Raw genomic sequence first — 21,504 nt, 5'->3', positions numbered from 1 at the left:
AGTTTACGCCAAAACTTGCATTTCCTCTGCTATGTGCTGGGCTAAAGCCTCAATAGTCGGGTATTCATATACTAGAGTCGGAGCAAGTTTATATCCCACCGCAGCTTCTAGATCGCCAATTAGAACAGTTCCTTCTGCTGAGGATAAACCATAACGTTGGAAAGGAATCTTCACTTCTATTTCATCTGGTTGCGTGTCCAACAGTTCAGACAGATAAGAAATTAACCAACTTTCAATATCCGCCGCTTTTAATACTCCCTTGTTTACTGTACTAGTATTGCTTCTACTGCTGACATCTTTGGTATTTTTTCGTGGCAAACTCCTTACTAATTGGCTATACCGCTTCATTGCTTCTGTATTACTCATACCTTGATATCGATTCCACGCTTGCCATTGAATATATTTACGCGGATGCAAAATTGGGTTTGGTTCTTCTTCTTGACAATCTCCTTCTAAAACCTGTTTTTCTAAACCATAAATCTCTAGCTGTAGTTTGTCTTCTGGGATATTTACATGACCAAACCGCACCAAATTAGACATGAGTTGAAATTCTACTTCCGTCTCATCTAAATCATGCTCATCTCTAACTACGTTATGTCTATAATCATCACGTCCAGAAACCAAAATACAAAAATGCCTTTTGATGTTGTGGGCATTTTCATCAATAAAATCCCCTTGCCAGCGATAGGGATAAACCTGGGTACTTGGACGCACATAACGGCCAATAATCGCCAAGCGACGGCGATTTGAGTGATTGGGTAGGGAACAGTGCATTGTACTTTCAGTAAAGACGATTGCTTGACCTGCCTTGACTGGCACTGATTCTACTTCCCAGTCATTTTCATCAAATTCATAAGATAAGGAGTATTGTTGCTCTTTTTGCCAAACTGTTTTATGGGCACTGATGCCAGCAAACACACCTTCAGATGCCGGAACACTCCCTTTCAATATTTTAAATATTCGCTGATGCGATCCATTAGCGAAACGCATACAACCATTTTCCAAGTCCGCATCTTCCAATGCCACCCATACTGTTAAATTTAAAGGGTCTTCGTCTTGAGAATAAACTAAAGTTTTCTTAGCAAAATCGATGTCACTGGATGTATAAAACTCTTTCGCTTGATGCCATTTAATTTCCCCTTGTCCAGGCATTTTACAAAAAACATTTGTATACCAAAGCAATAAGTTTTCCCCAGCAATTTGGTTTAAGCGCTTAATTAGTTGTGGATGTTTAAATAGTTCTGCTATGGGTTTATGAAATAGATAATGATCGCGGGGCGTTTCTAAGTTAAGAACGTTATTATAAAATGTGATAATTTCCTGTCCATCTGCTTCTTTGATAATGCGGCTATTAGTTTCTAAACATTCTTTTACTGCGGCAATTTCTGCTGGCGCAAAGATATCAACTGGGCCGACCCATCCTTTTTGTTGGAAATGTTTAACTTGATCTTGATTTAACATATTATCTCTATCTTTAGATGGTTGTTGTTAATTCTGGGGATTTTTCTGGTGTTAATAAATTCAGTGTGTTATTCAAAAATTTTTGGCGGCAAGCTTGACGCTGAATCTTACCACTAGAAGTTTTAGGAACGGTTCCCGTTTTTACTAATAAAACAGTATGAGTTCGGATCTCATGTTCTGCTGCCACTGCTTGACGAATGTTACCAATTACTTCATTAACATCTAGCCGTCGCAGATAACTCCGCTCTACTTCTTGAACTACAACTAACTGTTCCTCACCTTTAAATTCCACTGCAAAGGCTGCTCCACAACTGGGCCGCAATGCGGGATGACTATTTTCAATGGTTAATTCAATATCTTGGGGATAATGGTTACGTCCTTGAATAACGATCGTATCTTTCAGCCGCCCTGTAACGAATAACTCGCCATCCTTGATAAATCCTAAGTCGCCTGTACGGAGAAACTTCCTAGAATTACTATCTTTGAGGGTTGCTTGAAAGGTTTTTTGTGTCTCTTGGGGGTTTTTCCAGTAGCCTTGAGCAATAGTAGAACCTGATACCCAAATTTCCCCGACTTGTGAATCTTGGCATCGAGTAAAGGATTCAGGATGAACGATCGCAATTTGTGTATCAATCTCGCTACGTCCACATCCCACCAATGTTTGCACATTTTCTTGATTTAATCTCGCCTCTACCACCCGATTTTCTGCTAGTGCATCTGTATCAACTCGCAAGAATACAGGCGGATCTTGTTGACGCACCGCCGCAACTTTCAGGGTGGCTTCCGCCAAACCATAACCGGGACAGAAGGCTGTTAAATCAAATCCACAGGGTTTAAAGGTTTCGGCGAACCGTTGTAAGACATCCGCTCTCACAGGTTCGGCACCATTTAAAGCCATTTGCCAGCTACTCAAATCCAAGGTAGCCTTTTGTGCTGCGGTGATTTTCCGCACGCATAGATCGTAGGCAAAATTCGGTGCGCCGCTATGACTAGCTTTGTAAGTCGAAATCGCCTGTAGCCATCGCATGGGTTTATGTAGAAAGGACACAGGAGGCATCATGTAGCAAGAACAACCTTTATATAAGGGTTCGATGACTCCATAAATTAGCCCCATATCGTGAAAGGTGGGTAGCCAAGTGACAATAATACTATCTGCTGTGTGGTTCCATCCGCGATCGAGGTCGGTACAGTTGGATAGGAGATTGCCGTGGCTGACCATCACTCCCTTGGGAGTGCCTGTAGAGCCGGAGGTATACTGGAGAAGAGCTAGGGTATCGCTATTGACAATAGGTTTCTGCCATGCATTTGCTAAATCTGCATCAATGTCATCGGTGGCTAACCAACGCAACTGGGCTAACTCTGGGTATTCTACCAACCAATGCTGACTATTGGCTAAGACAGATGTGGTTGTGAGGGCAAAGGTTGCTTCTGCATCTTTGGCCATCGCCAACAGCCTAGACTTTGACTGATTGGCACGGAGGGGATAGGCGGGAATAGCTACAACTCCAGCCAACAAACATCCAAAAAAAGCGGCAATGAATTCTAAACCCGGTGGATACAGTAGTAAGGCTTGTTGACCTATGGCATTAAAACTCTGAAGTTTGGCAGCGATCGCCTGTGCTAACCGCTCCAATTCTTGATAACTTAGAGTATGCGCTGCAATTTCTCCATCCTGAAGAAAAGTGTAAGCTTTTTTATCAGGCTGCGATCGCGCTCTTTCACTCAAAGCATCTACTAAGGTAGAAAATTTCATGCCGTTATTGCCCTCTCAATTTCCTAACTCCAGTAGAAAAGTTTTTCACGCTCCTTGGAGAAGGCAAGAAATCCGCCTACGGTAATCCGACGGCGAGAACCTTCAACCGCAGAAACACGATGCAAAATTCTCCCCGCATCAAAGACCACTAGAGAACCAGCTTCTGGACTGAGGAACATTTGGTCATAATCTTCCATCACTGAGGCAATCAGTTGACCGTTCACTAAACCATTTTTTCTTGTTCCCCCATGTTCCTTATCGGGCCATTCTGTCTCTGACCACTCTAAATCATAGAGAACTAACTCTCCCCCAGCATTAGCAGCACTCAACACTACAAAATAGCTGAGATGATCTTCGGGTTCAACTATGGTTTCTAAGTGGCGATACCCTGGTGTGCAATGCAGAAATTGATTTTCAAAATGCCAGCCCATCTCCTGGCCAGTTTTTAAAACTCGAATTGTCGTTGGAGTATAGGCGTAGCCGTCGGGAGTAACGGGAAGTTCAACGGGTCGACCACCAGACATTGCACCGAGAACTTCTGTTAGCCGCGTCTCGAAATCGGCTCCTCCACTGAAGAGTTGACGGCAATATTTCCGAAAATCAACCGCTTCTTCACAATATTGAGTAATATCGGCATCGCATACATATAATGCTGGGCCGTAAATCAGCACATCCCCGAAGGGCGAACCAGGAAATGGGTCTTTGCGCGTTAGCCGACTGACGACTCTGGAGATATCTTCTGGAGAGAGAAAATTCTTGACGATCAGACCATGAACCTGGCGATCGCAAATATCTATAATTCCTTCTGGATAGTTACCAATTTCGCTAACATCCAATTCAACAAAATTATATAAGGACTTGGCTACAGGTGACTTAATCATGATTTCGCCAAAAACAAATTTTTACAAACTCTGCTAATTGTTCTTTTTGCGCAAAAAGGCTTGTAATAGATACATCTCAGACTATCCTGTTTTTTGAAAACCTGAGATGTATCAAATTTTAAATCAGAGATTGAAAAAGATTTCGCACTCAGATTTTAGTTGGCATTAATTGCACTTCCAAAATGACAAGAGGTGCTACAATAGGTATCCGCCAAACTAGCTATGATAGGGTTGATCTCATACTGGACTTTCAGAGACTCGATATACGTACTCACATCTGCTTCTGAAACATCAAAGCCCTTAGATTTAGCTACTTTAGAAAGCTCTTGCGCTACTTTTGCAATTTTTTCTTCTGGAGATCCCTGAAGATTAGTTAAAGCTTTTTGCAATTCTGCACCTACTCCTGATGAGTCGCTAGCTGGGTTGTTATTTTCTGTCGTAATATTTTTTACGAAATCAGTAAATTGTGCTATAGACATAAATTGTTTCTCCTTCTAATCTTGTCCTCTGTTTTTCAGAAACACATATTAAAACCCTCATTATCTAAGAATTTGAAGGTTTATATTTAAATGTGTTTCTTTCATAATTATTGCGGCAGCGAAAAACTTACCTGTTAGAGGTTCTTAAGAAACACACAACTTTTATCAACCTTATTCAGTCAGGATCTGAGGTTTTAAATTTCAATGTATTTCTTCCATTTCTTGTTAGCCCATAGGGGCGCTAGTCAAAGGCTCATATCTGGTGCCATTGTCTGATTGCAAGCTTTAAAATTGCATTCTTTGTTGGTAGGCATTACTGGTTGTTCGCTTAAATCCTGAATTTATAAGCTGTAGACATTGCCCAGTTTCAGGTTGTCGAAAATAGCACCAGATTTGGTCTCTATCCAAATTGAGAAAAATTTCCCAGAGAAATCCGCTTACCAGAAATTGAGATATTTGGGATTTTGTAAATAAAGGGTAAAGCAGATCAGCCTTTGGTATCAAACCTTTTGCACTTAGTAGCTATTCGCTTTCCGTCAGATAATTACTTAAATTTATTTCGTAGTCAGGCTTTCAGCTCTGAGTTGGGAATTTCAAAAGCGATAAAGTCTTTACCACGTAACTATGTCATCCTATAACGGGAAGGGAGTAAGTGCAATGACCGATACAAAATTTAATTATATTGACCATCTAGTTACCGTATATTAACATTACTTAACTATATACCCCTTATAAACTAGATTTGTATAATGTTTTTGGCACTCTCACGTATAAACACTGTACAATTGTAATATCAAAGCTAAATAACTTCAGCTTTTAAGCTCTATTTTTTGTGAATGCTGTTATTGGGAGCGACTGCGTTAAACGGGTTTCTCGGCTTGTTTGCCCTTGGCTTTCCCGTTCGCATAGCGTCTTTGTTAGGAGAAGGGTAGCAAGTAAAGTTTGAAAAAAAAGCTTAATAAAAAAGATTTACATCAAGATATGTTAGTGTTTGACTAAGTTGTATAACCCTAAATTATTGGTTCAAAATTTATGGATACCATCACCATAGCCAGTTGTAACTGAATATTAAATTACCGTTCCTGCTAGCTTGATTTTGTGGTATTGGTTAAAACAAGCAAGGTAACAAACAAAATTTAGGAGTTTTGGAAAATTCTGCGATGACATACGTTAAAAATGATTTATGGCTCACGGTTACAGCTGATTTATTAGCTAATTATCCAGACGCAGTTAATCGGATATACAAAGGTGAAATTGATGGAATGCTGATTAAGCAGGTCTTCACCAAAGAAGAAATGCTCAAGGCTAAAAATCAACTGGAAAACACTAAAAGTCGGAAAAGTGTGGGTTACGGCGAATCATTTGGTGTTGTTCTACCTGCCAAAGAAAATGAACCAACTAAATATTTCCAAGATGTAAATGTATATAGAAACGATCTAAAAAATATTTTTGAAGGTGCTTATGAACAAAGGATTGAAGGATTACTAAGTAAGGTGTCAGGAGGGAGAGCAGTAGAAATAGCTTCAGAAAATAATCAAACTTATGCCCCGGCTCAAATTAGATTTGTCGAGCCAAATAAAGGTGGGATTATTATTCATAAGGGTAGTCAATTTCTCCAGCATCCGTCCTTTGCTCATTTAACAAGAGTTGCTAGATTACAAGAACATCTGAGTTATTTTCTGATCGTAGATAAGCCAGAAGAAGGTGGAGAATTAATAATTTACGATTTGCCGCCAGAAGAAGCGAAAAAGGATTTTGATACTTTAATTAAAGATTCAGCTTTTGAAAAATGCGACAAAAAATATGTCAGCCCAGACATTGGTGATATGGTTCTTTTCCACGGTGGTACAATATGGCATAAGGTAGCTGAGGCCAGGGGAAACAAAAATCGTATTAGTATAGGTGGATTCGTCGCTATATCAACAGACGATCAAAAAATATTCTATTGGAGTTAATCAAATTATAGCCAAGAATCATCGTAGAATTTAGAAAACGCTTAAAGGATGTTTTTAAAGTATCAAATTGTGTTACTATCTCCTTTTTTGTTGGGATTTAGGGAGATAGAGAAATTTTTTACAGAACCAAGCACTTTTAAAACATCCTCTTTGCTCAACTTTATCTAAATACAAGAATGTCAGCCTTATTTAATAAAGGTTCCAGCTCCGACAGCCATTTTTCCTTTATGAATAATTTTGGTGGGGCAAAATTATTGAGAAATAAGGGTTTTATTAGCTGCGATCGCAGCTAATGTAAATTAAAATCATTGATGGAGGCAAAATGAATAAAAATGCTACTCAGCCAGAATTAGCAATCAATAACTGGCTCACTTTAGAAGCTGAATTAGCCAGTAATTATCCTGATAGTGTTAATCAAATTTATCAAGGTGAAATCGATGGAATGCTCCTCAAAGGAGTCTTTTCCCAAGCAGAAATGTTAGAAGTTAAACAGAGACTAGATAATGCCAGTGATGAGCTAGAAACTGTTAGATACGGTACAACCCTTGGCTGTGTTTTAATGGCAGCAGGTAGTGATAAAGAAAGATATTTTCAAGGTGCAGACAATTTCAGGAACAAATTAAAGACACTTTTTGACACCAATTTTGAAGCGAGATTAGAAGCAACTTTAACTAAAATTTCTGGAGGCAGAAAAGTCGAGGTAGCTAGAGAAAATGATGAGCGGATTTATACCCCGGCTACAGTGAGATTTGTCTACCCAAATTTAGGTGGAATGGTTCCCCATAAAAACAATGATTTTTTGGAAAATTCCTACTACGATCACTTGAACCAAATTGCCAAAATGGTAGATGCTCTTAGCTATTTTATCATTATTGATAAACCAGAAGCAGGTGGAGATTTAGTACTTTACGATTTACCTCCAGAAGAGTCAATGACTCTCACCAAAGATTTGGATTTAGAAAAATGCCCCAAAAGATACATCACCCCCGATATCGGAGACATGATTGTTTTTCATGGTGGTAATATAGTCCATCAAATTACTGATGTAACAGGGCAAAAAGTTAGAATTACGATTGGTGGCTTCTTAGCAATGTCTAAAGACGATCGAAAAATCCTCTATTGGAGTTAAATAGTTTTTGCTGTGACTCAATTGAGGTGTAGGTAGGCAAGAAGAGGAAATGATTGAGTTTTTTCGACTTTCAACTCAGCAAAAGCATCTGTGGTTGTTGCAGCAAGCTGATTCTAGCTTGCCTTACCGGACTCAATGTGCTGTTTTCATTGAGGGAATTCTCAATATCGAGGCTCTCGAAATTGCCTTAAATACTGTCATTAATAGACATGAGATTTTACGTACCACATTCAAAAGTTCAGCAGGAGAGAGTATTCCTTTTCAAGTCATAACTGACAGTAACCTACCAGCAATTTATCAGCATGACTTGGCTGCTTTAACTCCATTAGAACAGGAAGCTGAAATTGCAGCGAGTTGGCAAAAGATGAGTCAATTAGATTTCGATTTTGCACAAGCTCCAATTTTGAATGTATCTTTGATAACTTTGTCGCCTCAAAAGCATTTATTACTTCTTTGTTTACCGTCTCTGTGTGCAGATGGTGTAACACTTAAAAATTTGGTGCGTGAAATTAGCTGTAACTATGGAGGATTGGCAAAAGGACAGCTTCAACAGGAACCAATGCAGTATGCTGATTATTCAGAATGGCAACATGAATTACTCATAGCAGAAGATACCAAAAAAGGTCGAAATTATTGGGAGAAACAAGATATTTCTGCTATTTTTAATTTCAAACTTCCAGGAGAAAATCAGTCAGCTAAATCTAGAGATTTTAAACCGGAATCAATTGCGATCGCTATTCAGCCACATACAGTTGCAAAGCTAAAAAACCTGATACGGCAGTATGATATTTCAATATCTGTATTTCTGCAAACTATCTGGCACATCCATCTGTGGCGATTGACAAAAGAATCAAATCTGATTGTTGGTGTAGGATACGATGGTCGTCAATATGAGGAATTACAGGCATCATTAGGATTGTTCGCTAGATATTTACCAATTCATGCTCATTTAGCAGCGAACTTGCAATTTTTGGAAGTTTTAAAGCAGATTAATGAATCTACACTTCAACAAACCAAATGGCAGGATTATTTTAGTTGGAATGAGATAAATTTATCTTGGTTTCCAGTCACCTACAATTTTACAGAAGAGACAGAGCAGTATTTTGCAGATAATCTGGTTATATATATAGATAAGCAATTGACCTATATTGATAAATTTAAATTAAATCTATCATGCTGTGTAAACAAAAATCAAGAGATAGTTGCAGAATTTCACTATGATTCAAACTTATTTCAAACAGAGGATATAAAACGTTGGGCGGGACAATTTCAGATGTTGTTAGCAAGTGCTATTGAGAATCCCTTAACTTTAATCAGTAAGTTAGAAATTCTCAGTGAAGTAGAGCGACAACAACTGTTGTTATGGTGCAACAACACAGAAACTAATTATTCAAAATTTCAGTGCATACATCAACTGTTTGAAAAACAGGCAGATAGCACACCAGATAATGTTGCCGTTGTATTTGAAAACCAGCAATTGACTTATGCTCAACTCAACGCTCGTGCTAATCAACTGGCACGTTATTTACAGGATTGGGGTGTGGGGCCAGAAGTTTTGGTGGCAATTTGTCTGGAGCGATCGCACTTGATAATCATCGCCCTGCTAGCTATCCTGAAAGCAGGTGGTGCTTACGTACCGCTCGATCCTCAACTGCCAAAAGAACGCCAAGCCTTGATTTTAGAAAATACCCAGGCAACAGTGGTCTTGACTCAAGAATTATCAGCCTGGAATCTTCCTGAACACAGAGCGCGTGTGGTTTCCCTAGATGCAGATTGGCATATCATCGCCGAAAAAAGCAATGAAAACTTGTTCAGCAAAGCCACTCCAGAAAATTTAATCTATGTACTCTACACCTCTGGCTCTACAGGAAAGCCTAAAGGAGTTGCCGTTGAGCATCAGCAAATGTGTAATTATCTTTATAGCATTCTTGCTCAACTAAATCTGCCTAATGGTGCTAGTTTTAGCTTAGTTTCTAGCTTCGCCGCAGATTTAGGTAATACAGTTATCTTCCCTGCCTTGTGTACAGGCGGCTGTCTCCATGTAATTTCTCAAGAGCGAGCCTCTGATGCAGATAAGCTGGCTGATTACTATTACAATCATGGCGGTATCGATTGTCTCAAAATTGTTCCCAGCCATCTCCAAGCTTTACTAAATTCCTGCCGACACCCCGCCCAAATCCTACCCCGCCATCGATTAGTTTTGGGCGGTGAAGCCTTGAGTTGGCAATTAGTTGAGAAGGTGCAAGCGTTAGCCCCTGACTGTAAGATTCTTAATCACTACGGGCCGACAGAAGCTACTGTAGGAGTGCTTACTTATCAGGTGGAAAACGGTCAAAGCGATTATGATTCAGCAAATGTTCCCCTTGGGCAACCCCTGGCAAACACGCAAATCTTGCTTTTAGATGAGCATCTGCAACCCGTTCCTATCGGTATCCCTGGAGAACTATACATCGGTGGTGCGAATTTAGCGCGGGGCTATTTCAACCGTCCAGATTTGACCAAGGAAAAATTTATACCAAATCCCTTTGACGATAGCGCAGCGTATACCCTTCGGGATGCTTCGCTTAGAGCGAGTCTGCGTACTCCTACGGAGAAGCAAGCTACGCATAGCGTCTGTCTGCGACACGCTGCGCGAACGCAGAGAGCGTCGGCAGGAGGCGATCGCCTATATAAAACTGGAGATTTAGCACGTTACCTCAGTGATGGTAACATTGAGTTTCTCGGTCGAATTGACCATCAGGTGAAGATTCGCGGCTTCCGCATTGAGTTGGGAGAGCTTGAGGCAGCATTGCGACAACACCCAGCAGTACGAGAAACTGTAGCGATCGCTCTGGATGATGAGCGGGGTGAAAAGCGGCTAGTTGCCTATATCGTCCCCCACCGCACAGATGTATCTAGCAGTGAACTACGCAACTTTTTGCAGGAGAAACTGCCCGACTACATGATGCCTTCTGTTTTCGTGAGGCTGGACGCTTTACCATTGCTGCTTAATGGTAAGTTGGATCGTCGCTCCCTACCAGCACCAGATTGGACACGCCCCGAACTAGAGGCAGGCTTCATCGCACCTCGGACTCCAGAAGAACAAATATTAGCAGATATCTGGGCGGAAGTTTTGGGTGTCGAACGAGTGGGAGTGCAAGATAACTTCTTTGAGTTGGGTGGAGATTCTATCCTCAGCATTCAGATTGTCGCCAGAGCCAAGGAAGCGGGGCTTTGTCTGACCCCCATGCAGCTATTTCACCATCAAACAATCGCCCAGTTGGCAGCCTTAGCTACGAAAACGCCGAAGCCAACACAGGGTTTGGTAACAGGTGAAATGCCCCTAATTCGTCACCGCCTCTCTTTTGATGGAAGCTATACGCCTTCTGATTTTCCCCAGGCGAAGTTGAACCAAGAACAGCTGGATCTACTGGGCGCTAAATTTGCTATTGAAGATATTTACTGCCTCTCACCTCTGCAACAAGGTCTACTGTTTCATAGCTTGTACGATCCAAGATCAAGAGTGTACTTCCAGCAAAAGATTTTAACCTTCCAAGGAAAATTGAATGCTACCGCTTTCCGGCAAGCATGGCAACAGGTAGTAAATCGCCACCCCAGCTTACGAACCATCTTTCTTTGGGAAGACTTGACAGAACCGATACAAGTAGTGCTACAGCAGCTAGAATTGCCTTGGCAGCAGCAAGACTGGCGCTACATGTCTTCAACTGAGCAAGAAGAACAATTGCAAACTTATCTTCAAGCAGATTCACAGCAGGTTTTTTCCCTGAGTGAAGGCCCATTGATGCGATTGGCACTTATCCAAACTTCTCCAGACATTCATCAATTCATCTGGAGCCACCACCATATAATACTGGATGGTTGGTCTACTTCTGCGATCGTCACAGAGGTTTTCAAGTTCTACAAAGCATTTTGTGAAGGTCAGGATTTATACCTTAAAGATAGCTGTCTTTATCGAGACTATATTGCCTGGTTGCAACAGCAAGACTGGTCTGGAGAAGAAAGCTTCTGGCGAAAGGCTCTCAGGGGACTACGCGCTCCAACTAAGTTAGGTGTAGGTTGGGTGTCGGGCAATTTACCTGACCGAGATTGGGGATGGGGATATGCTCAGGAGGAAACCACACTCTCAGCCGATGTTACCTCGTCCCTACAGTCCTTTGTCAGGAAGCATCATTTAACGCTCAACACCATCATTCAGGGAGTTTGGGCTTTGCTTTTAAGCCGCTACAGTGGTGAGGAAGACGTGGTTTTCGGCGTGACTGTCTCTGGTCGTCCAGCAGATTTGCCAGGAGTTGAGGCGATCGTTGGACTATTAATCAATACACGACCGATGCGAGTACAAGTTTCTGGTCATGTTTCCGTTTTATCCTGGTTCCAGCGGTTGCAACAGCAACAAGTAGAACTGCTTCAGTATCAGTATAGTTCTCTAGTGCAGATTCAAGAGTGGAGCCAGATACCTAGAGGAACGCCTTTGTTCGATAGTTTTGTCTCTTTTCAAAATCACCCATTAAATCTTTCCTTAATAGAGGAAAACAGTGGCCTAAAAATTATCAATGTACGTTCTTTTTTTGAAACCAACTATCCTTTAAGTGTAACGGTAGAACCCGGTTATGAACTGTTAATCAGAATTGAATATTTATCCAATAAATTTGGTCTTGCCACTATTCGCCGAATATTAGAACAGTTTGAGACTGTGCTGAAAAACATTCCAGTCAATGCAGCCCATCCTCTATCGCATATTTCCCTAACTACTGAAACTAACGCAGTAGAAAGTCAAGTGCTAGTCAATAGTTTCAATGCTGATCTGGAGTAAAATTAAAATATTATGTGCGGTATTTGTGGATATTTTGATATTTCAAAAGAGCGTAGCCCAGAAATGAAAGTTCTGGAAAATATGGCTGACACATTAATTTATCGAGGCCCAGATTCATCGGGATATTTGATTAAAGAACATTTAGGTTTGGGCTTTCGGAGATTAAGTTTAATTGATTTAGCAGGCGGTAATCAACCTCTATATAACGAGGATGAGACAATAGTTTTAATATGTAATGGAGAAATATTTAATTATCTAGAACTGAAGAAGGAATTAATTAAAAAAGGTCACAAATTCCGCACCAATACAGATGTAGAAGTTTTGATTCACCTCTATGAAGAATATGGGCTAGATTTTTTAAATCAACTCAATGGTCAATTTGCTTTTGCTCTTTACGACTATCAAGAACAACAATTAATTTTAGCTAGAGATCAAATGGGCATTTGTCCACTTTTTTATACAATTGTGGATAAATTTTTGATTTTCGGCTCAGAAATCAAAGCAATCTTAGCACATCCGTTAGTTACGCGTGAGGTTGACTTGGTTGGTTTAGATCAAATCCTCACATTTCCCGGATTAGTAAGTCCGAGAACGATGTTTAAAAATATCAATAGTTTAAAAAGTGGTCATTATGTGCTGATTAAAGATTTTCAGGTAAAAGTTACAGAATACTGGGATTTAGATTATCCACAGATTAATGAAACTGCTTATAGTCAACCAGAAAGCTATTACACAGAGAAATTACAAGAGCTTTTGATCCAATCAGTGAAATATCGGTTACACGCTGATGTCCCGGTGGGAGTGTACGTTAGTGGCGGCTTAGATTCTTCATTAATTGCAGCAATAGTCAATAAAATACGTCCTGATAGTGATGTACATTCTTTCTCGATTGGCTTTACAGATAAAGAGATATGCGAGTCAAAATATCGAGACATTTTACTGAAACAACTTAATTTTATCCATCATGATATTTGGTTTGATTGGCATCAAATTAGTGATGGCTTAGTGAAAGCTATTTATCATTCTGAATGTCCGATCAAAGAAACCTATAATACGGCTTCTTTAGCTCTTTCTGGCTGTGCTAATAGTAACCATATTAAAGCTATTTTAACGGGTGAAGGTGCTGATGAATTATTTGCAGGTTATGTCGGCTATCGTTTTGAACAATTACGAAATAGCAACCTTTCTGGAAACCAAAAAGATTATAGTTTGGAATCTGTATTAGAGGATGAATTGAGACTTAAGGTATGGGGAGATAAAAATATTTTTTATGAAAGAGATTTATACTCTTACCGAGAAACAAAATTAGCTTTGTATTCCTCAGAATTGAACGAGCGATTTAGCGAATTTGACTGTCTTAACTTTGAGTTAGTTAACCATGAAAAACTACGAAATAGACATTTTCTTCATCAAAGGTCTTATCTTGATTTTAAATTAAGGTTATCAGATCATTTGGTTTCCGATCATGGCGATCGCATGGCTTTAGCTAATTCGGTTGAAGCTCGTTATCCATTCTTGGATATTAATCTAGTTGAATTTACCAAACAAATACCTCCTAACTTAAAACTCAATGGGTTAAAAGAAAAATATATTCTTAAACAAACAGCAAAAGACTTTCTTCCTCAACAAATTGTTGAGCGAGAAAAATTTGCTTTTCATGCACCAGGAAGCCCTCATTTATTAAAACAAGATATTGAATATATCAATGACATATTGTCAAGCGATTTGCTTAAAAAGCAAGGCTATTTTGACCCAATCACTATCGATAACCTTAAAAACCAATATCTGCAAGATGGCTTTCACCTCAATCTTCCTTTTGATATGGACTTGTTAATTATCCCCCTGACTTTTGGGATATTTTTACAGGAATTCAAAATGCCTGATATTAACTAATTTACCAATACCACTAACATAATTAAGTTTTTTTTAAGCAGAAGCGAGGTATCGGCAAAATGGCAAAGACTCACAAGAGGGAAATGTTGGGTGTTTTAGGTGGTATGGGCCCATTGGCATCGGCTGAATTTTTGAAGACAATTTATGAATATAATATTTTCGGTCAACGCGAACAACAATCACCTAAAGTCATTCTTTATTCTGACCCCACATTCCCTGACAGAACGGAAGCTTTGCTCAGGGGAAATGATGAAATTTTACTAGCTAATTTAATAGAAGCTTTAGATCAATTATGTGAATTAGATGTTTCAAAAATTGTTATTTGTTGCATAACTTCTCATTACTTACTGCCCAAATTACCATATAATTTAAGAGATAGAGTTATTTCTTTAGTAGATATCATTTTCAAAAAGATTTTAGACCAACCAAAAAAGCATTTATTAATTTGCTCAACCGGAACGCAAAAATTACAAATATTTCAAAAGCATATTCTTTGGCAGTTTGCTAAAGATAACATTATATTACCTGATGAAAGCGATCAAAATTTAATTCATCAAATGATTTATTATCTAAAAATTAAAGGAGATTTTCAAAAGTGTCTACCCATTTTAGAAAATTTGCAAGCTAAGTACAATGTCCAAAAATTGATCGCAGGCTGCACAGAAATTCATTTGTTAAATAAATATTTAGAGTCAATTTCAGGTAAGCAACACGAGAATATATTTTTAGATCCGTTAACGATAATAGCACAAGAACTATGGAGTATTTCACATCTGCAAAATTACACAGATTTACCAAACATAATTGCGGCTTTCCAGTTTCTCTCCCGGATATTTTCGCAAGATTTACACGTTCCTCAAGCAATAGACCAAGATAATTCCAAAAAATATGAACTCCCAAATTTATATTCAAGATTGGTTTAGTGAAACTGCTGAAAAATTTAGCAAAAATACAGCTATTGATTGCGGCGAACGACAATTTACTTATGGGGAAATTGAAACGCAGTCAAATAAACTTGCAAATTTTCTCATTCAGCATGGCGCTATTAAAAGCTCAATAGTAGCGATTTTGGCTAAAGATTCTGTTAAAGTTATTATTGCAATCATCGGTATTTTAAAAGCAGGCTGTGTCTTTGTACCGCTAGTTCCCGATTTACCTGATGACCGAATTTACACCATCATCGCAGAAGTAGTTCCGCAATGGTTAATCGTTGATACCACAGGATTAACGAAAATTAGCAATGGCAGAACAGCAGAATTTTTACAATCGCCAGTTATTTGTCTGGAAGAAAATTGCAATTTTGATAATTTTAATCCGCAGAATTCCTACCTGAATAAGTATGCAGAATATTCTCAATTTGAGAAGCCAAATATTCAGATAGAACCAGACGATATGTCCTACTTATACTTCACCTCTGGTTCGACGGGTAAACCTAAAGGAATAGCAGGTCGTCTGAAAGCGATCGCTCATTTCATCAACTGGGAAATCCAAACATTTGGGATTAAAGAGTTCACCAGAGTTAGTCAATTAATTACTCCCGCTTTTGATGCTTTTTTGAGAGATGTTTTTGTCCCATTATGTGCTGGTGGTATCGTTTGCATACCGAAAGAAATTGATATTATCCTTGATGCTAGAAAGCTAATTGAGTGGATAGAACGTCAACAAATTAATCTAATTCATTGTGTACCTTCCTTATTTCGCTCTCTTCTGAATGAGGATTTAGACCCAAAAAAATTTTCATCTTTGCAATATATTCTTTTATCTGGAGAACCCCTACTGCCTGCGGATATTAGCCGCTGGATGGATATTTACGGCGACAGAATTCAGTTAGTCAATCTTTATGGGGCATCAGAAACAACAATGACGAAGTTCTTTTATTTCGTCAAGGCTGCCGATCGAGAACGACGGTCTATCCCTATTGGTAAGCCAATGGATGGAGCTGCGGCTTTAGTTGTTGATGAGCGAGGAAAAGTTTGTCTTCCGGGAATGGTGGGTGAAATTTATATTCGGACTCCCTATCGTACCTTGGGATATTATCAGCAGCCAGAGTTAACCAATCAAGTTTTTATTCCCAATCCTTTTAGTAATAATCCCAATGATATTGTTTATAAAACTGGCGATTTAGGTCGAATTTTAGAAGATGGAAATTTTGAATGTTTGGGTCGACAAGATGGGCAAGTCAAGATTAGAGGAGTGAGAATAGAATTAGGAGAAATTGAGAATTATCTGCGACTTCATCCATTAGTTAAGGATGTGGTTGTCGTAGATCGTGAAGACGCAAATAGTCATAAATATTTGTGTGCCTATGTTGTTCTCAAAGAAGAATTGGAATCAGGGAAATTGAGAGATTTTTTATTACAATCCCTGCCAGAATCGATGATACCTTCAGTATTCGTGCTGATGGATGCGTTGCCAAGAACCATTAGCGGTAAAGTTGATAAGCGATCGCTCCCCACACCCAATCGACAACAAAACCGAACTTTTGTACCACCCCAGACACCCATTGAGACACAGTTGGCGCAAATCTGGTCACAAGTCCTGAATCTCGATCGAGTAGGGTTAAACGACAACTTCTTTGAATTAGGCGGACACTCCCTCAACGCCACTCAGCTACTTTCTCGCGTGGCTAAAACCTTTCAAGTAGAAATACCTTTGCGATCGCTGTTTGAGTCGCCAACATTAGCTACTCAAGCTGAAAGCATTGAAACTCTGCATTGGGTAAAAGAAAGTCCACATCTTGAGGGCGCATTGGAGGAGGGAGAATTATGACAACCATCGAGTTTTTATCTGAGTTGCGCCGCAGCAATATCAAACTGTGGGTGGAAGGCGCGGCTCCAGAGGAGCTTCGCCTCCGTTATAGCGCCCCCCAAGGAACGCTGACACCTGCTCTCAAAGCCGAGTTATCACAACGAAAGGCGGAAATTCTCGATTTTCTGTGGCAAGCTACAGTTACTCCTGCTACTTATAGGCCATTGCGACCCACCTCACGCAATGCCAAACTTCCTCTTTCTTTTGCCCAACAAAGGTTATGGTTTCTTGACCAATTAACCCCCGGTAGCTCGGCATACAACATTTCTGGAGCCGTTGAAATCCAAGGTTTACTCAACGTAGCAGCACTAGAAAAGAGCCTGAACGAAATTATTCAGCGTCATGAAATCTGGCGTACTTCCTTTAAAGCAGTAGATGGGGAACCGCTACAAGTGATTGCTTCCAGTTTCAGTTTCACGCTCAAGGAAGTGGATCTCAGGCCAATAGCAAAAAAAGAACAAATAGATACAGTAAAATTCCTAATAGAGAAGGAAGCAGCACAGCCCTTCGATTTATCTAAAGCACCGTTATTAAGAGCAACGTTGCTGCAATTAGATAAAGATAACTATGTACTAATTTTGACTATTCATCACATTGTTTTCGATGCTTGGTCTATGGGAGTGCTAATTGGGGAATTAGCAGTACTCTATGAAGCGAACTCTCTTGGCATACCGCATCCACTCCCGGAACTCCCCATCCAGTATGCAGATTTTGCCGAATGGCAGCGACAGTGGTTACAGGGCGAGGTACTTTCAACCCAGCTTGCCTACTGGAAACAAAAGCTGAGTGGTAAGTTGCCTTTGTTGCAGCTGCCTACTGACCGTCCACGAACGCCACAGCCAACTTTCCAAGGAGCAAAGCGATCGCTGACACTATCTAAGGCTCTATCCCAGGCGTTGAAGAACCTGAGCCAGCAGTCAGGTACAACTCTATTTATGACACTGCTGGCGGCATTCAAGACTTTACTTTACCGCTACACAGGTCAAGCAGATTTGCTAGTTGGCACAGCGACAGCAGGTCGCAACTTACCGGAAGTAGAACAACTAATTGGCTGTTTTGTCAATACCTTGGTGCTACGGACTGACCTTTCTGGCAACCCGACATTTTTACAGTTCTTAGAACAGGTGCAGGAAGTGGCCTTAGCAGCATTCAATCACCAAGACTTGCCCTTTGAAAAACTGGTGGAGGAATTACAGCCAGAACGCCACCTCAGCTACTCACCGCTATTCCAAGTTGGGTTCGCTTTCTATAATGCTCCCAGAACAGAACTGAAACTTCCTGGTTTGACCTTGAGTTCTCAGCCGATAGATAGCGGCACAGCCAAGTTGGATTTAACCTTATCCTTTAAAGAAACTGAGGAAGGATTAACTGGATGTTTGGAGTATAAAACCGAACTATTCGATGCCGCCACGATTAACCGGATGCTGGCTCATTTTCAAACCTTGTTAGCGGGCATTGTTGCTAATCCCAAACAGCCTTTGGATGAGTTACCTTTGTTGACGACAGCCGAACGCCAGCAGTTATTGTGGGAGTGGAATCATACCCAAACAGACTATCCTAGTGATATCTGCATTCATCAACTATTTGAGGCTCAAGTCGAGCGCTCGCCCGATGCGATCGCACTGATATTTAATGACTCTACACTCACCTATCAGGAGTTAAACACCCAAGCCAATCAGCTAGCTCATTACTTGCGTTCACTGGGGATAAAACCAGAGATGCCGGTGGGAGTTTGTATGGAGCGTTCGTCGGAGACGTTGCCGGAGGCATCGCTTTTAACGATTGTGAGCATTTTAGGCATCCTGAAAGCGGGTGGTGTCTATCTACCGCTAGATCCTAAATATCCCAAAGAACGCCTAGCTTTCACGATCGAAGATGCGAGATTGTCGGTGCTACTCACTCAACAGTCATTGGCCATTGAAGCAGGAAAAAGCACAACTGTAGTTTTTCTAGATCGAGAATCGGAAATCATCGCCCAACACAGCAGTACTAACCTTAACCAAGTTGTCACACCCGATAACCTAGCCTACATTATTTATACATCCGGCTCCACAGGTAAACCCAAGGGCGTTCTCCTCGCACATCGAGGATTGTGCAACTTAGCTACAGCCCAAATTCAAGCCTTCGATATCCGACCTGATAGCCGCGTCCTTCAGTTTGCCTCCCTGAGCTTCGATGCCTCAATCAGTGAAATTTTTATGGCTCTAGTAGCAGGAGCAACACTTTGTTTAGCAACCACTGATGCCTTGCTTCCTGGTGCAAACTTGCTGCGCTTGTTGCGCGATCGCGCCATCACAACCGTCACCTTACCACCATCTGTACTAGCAGTGCTACCAGTTGAGGAACTTCCAGCTTTACAGACAATCATCGTCGCTGGAGAAGCTTGTTCGGCTGATATAGTAGCGCGTTGGGGACGCGATCGCCGCTTCTTTAATGCATACGGGCCGACTGAAGCAACCGTCTGTGCCACGATTGCCGAATGCACAGATGCCCAAAATCAACCATCTATCGGTCGTCCAATTGCCAACACCCAAGTCTATATTTTAGATCGCCATCTCCAACCCGTGCCCATCGGCGTGCCAGGAGAACTGTACATTGGTGGCATCGGACTTGCCCAAGCTTACCTCAACCGTCCAGACTTGACCCAAGAGAAATTCATCCCGAATCCATTTATCAATTTTAAATTGCCGATTTGGGATTTTGGATTAAGCGATCGGGATGATAACTTACGATCCTCTAAAACTGATAATCTAAAATCTAATCGCTTGTATCAGACAGGAGATTTGGCACGTTATCTCCCAGATGGCAATATTGAGTTTCTGGGCCGTATCGATCGTCAAGTGAAGATTCGTGGTTTTCGGATCGAATTAGGGGAAGTTGAGACGGTATTGCGCCAACACCCAGATGTACTTACCTGCGTTGTGGTAGCCGATGAAGACCGCTTTGGTAAGCGTTTAGTAGCTTATATCATTCCTGAAAATGGGATGACAATCAATCAGCAACAGCTAAAGGATTATCTCAAAGAACACCTACCAGACTACATGCTTCCTGCCGCCCTAACGATCCTAAACACCTTACCTCTGACCTCCAATGGTAAAGTCGATCGCCAAGCCCTCCCCGCCCCCGATACAGACAGAAGCCTGAAATTGGCAACCTTCATCATGCCCCGCGACAGCTTGGAACTAGAACTAGTGCAGATTTGGGAAGAGGTTATAAACGTCCGTCCTATAGGTGTCACAGATAATTTCTTTGACATTGGCGGTCACTCCCTACTGGCAGTGCGTCTGATGGCTTTGATTCAGCAGCAGTTCGGTCGGGAGCTACCTTTATCGATTCTCTTTCAAGGTGGGACAGTCGAACATCTCGCGACCATTCTCCGCTCCGAAACGCCTTCTCGACCTTGGTCTCCCTTAGTTGGCATCCAAACCGCAGGTTCCAAACTACCTTTATTTTGCGCCCATCCAATTGGGGGCAATGTTCTGGGATACGTGGCTTTGGGACGCTATCTCAGTCCAGATCAACCGCTTTACGCTCTACAAGCCCCTGGAGTTGATGGACAACGACAGCCATACACCAATATTCCTGATTTGGCAGCTCATTATATCGAAGCCTTGCAAGCTTTTCAGCTGACTGGGCCATACTTTTTGGGTGGACATTCCTTTGGCGGACTTGTAGCTTTTGAAATGGCTCAACAGTTACAACAGCTAGGACAAGAGATAGGCTTACTTGTGATTATGGATACACCAGCACCAATTCACAGGGGAGTTATTGAACCAATAGATGATGCGAGATGGATGGTGAAGCGATCGCAAGTGCTAGAAAGATTTTTTGAGAAAAAACTGGCGGTTGACTACACAGAACTCCAGCAATTAGAACCCGAAGCACAATTCAACTATTTTTTAGAGAAATTGAGACGGGCTGATCTCATTCCCCCAGATGCTGGCCATGATATGATTCGCCACATCTTAGAAGTCCAAAAAGCGAGTCATCAAGCTTTAGTTAATTATCTACCACAGATTTATCCAGGTAAAGTTACTCTCCTGCGAGCTTCTGAGATGGTAGCTGAAGATTCTAGAGGGGTGTTTTCTGAGAGCTTTTGTCAACCTGCTTTGGGTTGGGGTGAATTGACTACTGAACCAATAGATATTTATGAGGTACTGGGCGATCATGTAACAATGCTTGCTGAACCTCATGTTAGAGTGCTGGCAGATCGGTTGAAATCTTGTATAAACAATAGCCGAAAGCCTGATTTTCAATAGGGCAATTCATGTAGACGCATACTCGTAGGTTGAAGCAAGTTACGAGTATGCGTCTGTCTGCGACACGCTGCACCTT

General features: G+C 40.9%; 11 protein-coding genes. 7 read left to right on the top strand and 4 right to left on the bottom strand.

The window, feature by feature from the left end; all coding sequences use genetic code 11:
• Positions 1 to 3 precede the first annotated feature (3 nt).
• The 4 genes from V7K53_RS20960 to V7K53_RS20945 form a co-directional block, all read right to left on the bottom strand.
• Complete coding sequence (locus V7K53_RS20960) at positions 4 to 1,461, bottom strand: acyl-CoA-binding protein (RefSeq protein ID WP_335199435.1); 1,458 nt, start codon at positions 1,459 to 1,461, stop codon at positions 4 to 6.
• Positions 1,462 to 1,474: 13 nt separating this feature from the next.
• A complete protein-coding gene (locus V7K53_RS20955) occupies positions 1,475 to 3,214 on the bottom strand; it encodes a fatty acyl-AMP ligase (RefSeq protein WP_335199433.1) in 1,740 nt (579 codons plus the stop codon).
• Positions 3,215 to 3,237: 23 nt separating this feature from the next.
• Entirely contained in the window at positions 3,238 to 4,095 is an 858-nt protein-coding gene (locus V7K53_RS20950) for a 2OG-Fe(II)-dependent halogenase WelO5 family protein (protein ID WP_335199431.1), read from the bottom strand.
• A gap of 155 nt (positions 4,096 to 4,250) precedes the next feature.
• Entirely contained in the window at positions 4,251 to 4,574 is a 324-nt protein-coding gene (locus V7K53_RS20945) for a hypothetical protein (protein ID WP_335199429.1), read from the bottom strand.
• Between the two features lie 1,160 nt (positions 4,575 to 5,734).
• On the opposite strand from V7K53_RS20945, the gene V7K53_RS20940 reads away from it, so the two are divergent.
• The 7 genes from V7K53_RS20940 to V7K53_RS20910 all read left to right on the top strand — a co-directional run bounded on the left by V7K53_RS20940 (position 5,735) and on the right by V7K53_RS20910 (position 21,428).
• Positions 5,735 to 6,529, top strand: a complete 795-nt coding sequence (locus tag V7K53_RS20940) for a 2OG-Fe(II) oxygenase (RefSeq protein WP_335199427.1) — start codon at positions 5,735 to 5,737, stop codon at positions 6,527 to 6,529.
• 322 nt (positions 6,530 to 6,851) lie between these two features.
• Positions 6,852 to 7,658 carry a 2OG-Fe(II) oxygenase gene (locus V7K53_RS20935; RefSeq protein ID WP_335199425.1) on the top strand — a complete coding sequence of 269 codons (807 nt, stop codon included), beginning with the start codon at positions 6,852 to 6,854 and terminating at the stop codon, positions 7,656 to 7,658.
• 49 nt (positions 7,659 to 7,707) lie between these two features.
• Positions 7,708 to 12,468: an amino acid adenylation domain-containing protein gene (locus V7K53_RS20930; RefSeq protein ID WP_335199423.1), complete on the top strand. Its 4,761-nt coding sequence runs from the start codon at positions 7,708 to 7,710 to the stop codon at positions 12,466 to 12,468.
• Positions 12,469 to 12,480: 12 nt separating this feature from the next.
• A complete protein-coding gene (asnB, locus tag V7K53_RS20925) occupies positions 12,481 to 14,361 on the top strand; it encodes an asparagine synthase (glutamine-hydrolyzing) (RefSeq protein ID WP_335199421.1) in 1,881 nt (626 codons plus the stop codon).
• 59 nt (positions 14,362 to 14,420) lie between these two features.
• Positions 14,421 to 15,284: an aspartate/glutamate racemase family protein gene (locus tag V7K53_RS20920; protein WP_335199419.1), complete on the top strand. Its 864-nt coding sequence runs from the start codon at positions 14,421 to 14,423 to the stop codon at positions 15,282 to 15,284.
• A complete protein-coding gene (locus V7K53_RS20915) occupies positions 15,250 to 17,130 on the top strand; it encodes a non-ribosomal peptide synthetase (RefSeq protein WP_335199417.1) in 1,881 nt (626 codons plus the stop codon). The genes V7K53_RS20920 and V7K53_RS20915 overlap by 35 nt, the downstream gene beginning before the upstream one ends.
• Positions 17,127 to 21,428, top strand: a complete 4,302-nt coding sequence (locus V7K53_RS20910) for an amino acid adenylation domain-containing protein (RefSeq protein WP_335199415.1) — start codon at positions 17,127 to 17,129, stop codon at positions 21,426 to 21,428. Before V7K53_RS20915 ends, V7K53_RS20910 begins: the two co-directional genes overlap by 4 nt.
• The last annotated feature ends 76 nt before the right edge of the window (positions 21,429 to 21,504 follow it).

Source organism: Nostoc sp. (genome assembly GCF_036917355.1).
Lineage (GTDB): Bacteria > Cyanobacteriota > Cyanobacteriia > Cyanobacteriales > Nostocaceae > Nostoc.
Note: the sequence above shows the minus strand (reverse complement) of the source record. Positions and strands in the feature narration are given on the sequence as shown.

Excerpts from the sequence above, each read along its gene's own strand:
- V7K53_RS20955 (WP_335199433.1), bottom strand. The coding sequence starts at position 3,214 with ATGAAATTTTCTACCTTAGTAGATGCTTTGAGTGAAAGAGCGCGATCG.
- V7K53_RS20940 (WP_335199427.1), top strand. The coding sequence starts at position 5,735 with ATGACATACGTTAAAAATGATTTATGGCTCACGGTTACAGCTGATTTA.
- V7K53_RS20950 (WP_335199431.1), bottom strand. The coding sequence starts at position 4,095 with ATGATTAAGTCACCTGTAGCCAAGTCCTTATATAATTTTGTTGAATTG.
- V7K53_RS20945 (WP_335199429.1), bottom strand. The coding sequence starts at position 4,574 with ATGTCTATAGCACAATTTACTGATTTCGTAAAAAATATTACGACAGAA.
- asnB (WP_335199421.1), top strand. The coding sequence starts at position 12,481 with ATGTGCGGTATTTGTGGATATTTTGATATTTCAAAAGAGCGTAGCCCA.
- V7K53_RS20920 (WP_335199419.1), top strand. The coding sequence starts at position 14,421 with ATGGCAAAGACTCACAAGAGGGAAATGTTGGGTGTTTTAGGTGGTATG.
- V7K53_RS20910 (WP_335199415.1), top strand. The coding sequence starts at position 17,127 with ATGACAACCATCGAGTTTTTATCTGAGTTGCGCCGCAGCAATATCAAA.
- V7K53_RS20930 (WP_335199423.1), top strand. The coding sequence starts at position 7,708 with ATGATTGAGTTTTTTCGACTTTCAACTCAGCAAAAGCATCTGTGGTTG.
- V7K53_RS20935 (WP_335199425.1), top strand. The coding sequence starts at position 6,852 with ATGAATAAAAATGCTACTCAGCCAGAATTAGCAATCAATAACTGGCTC.
- V7K53_RS20960 (WP_335199435.1), bottom strand. The coding sequence starts at position 1,461 with ATGTTAAATCAAGATCAAGTTAAACATTTCCAACAAAAAGGATGGGTC.
- V7K53_RS20915 (WP_335199417.1), top strand. The coding sequence starts at position 15,250 with ATGAACTCCCAAATTTATATTCAAGATTGGTTTAGTGAAACTGCTGAA.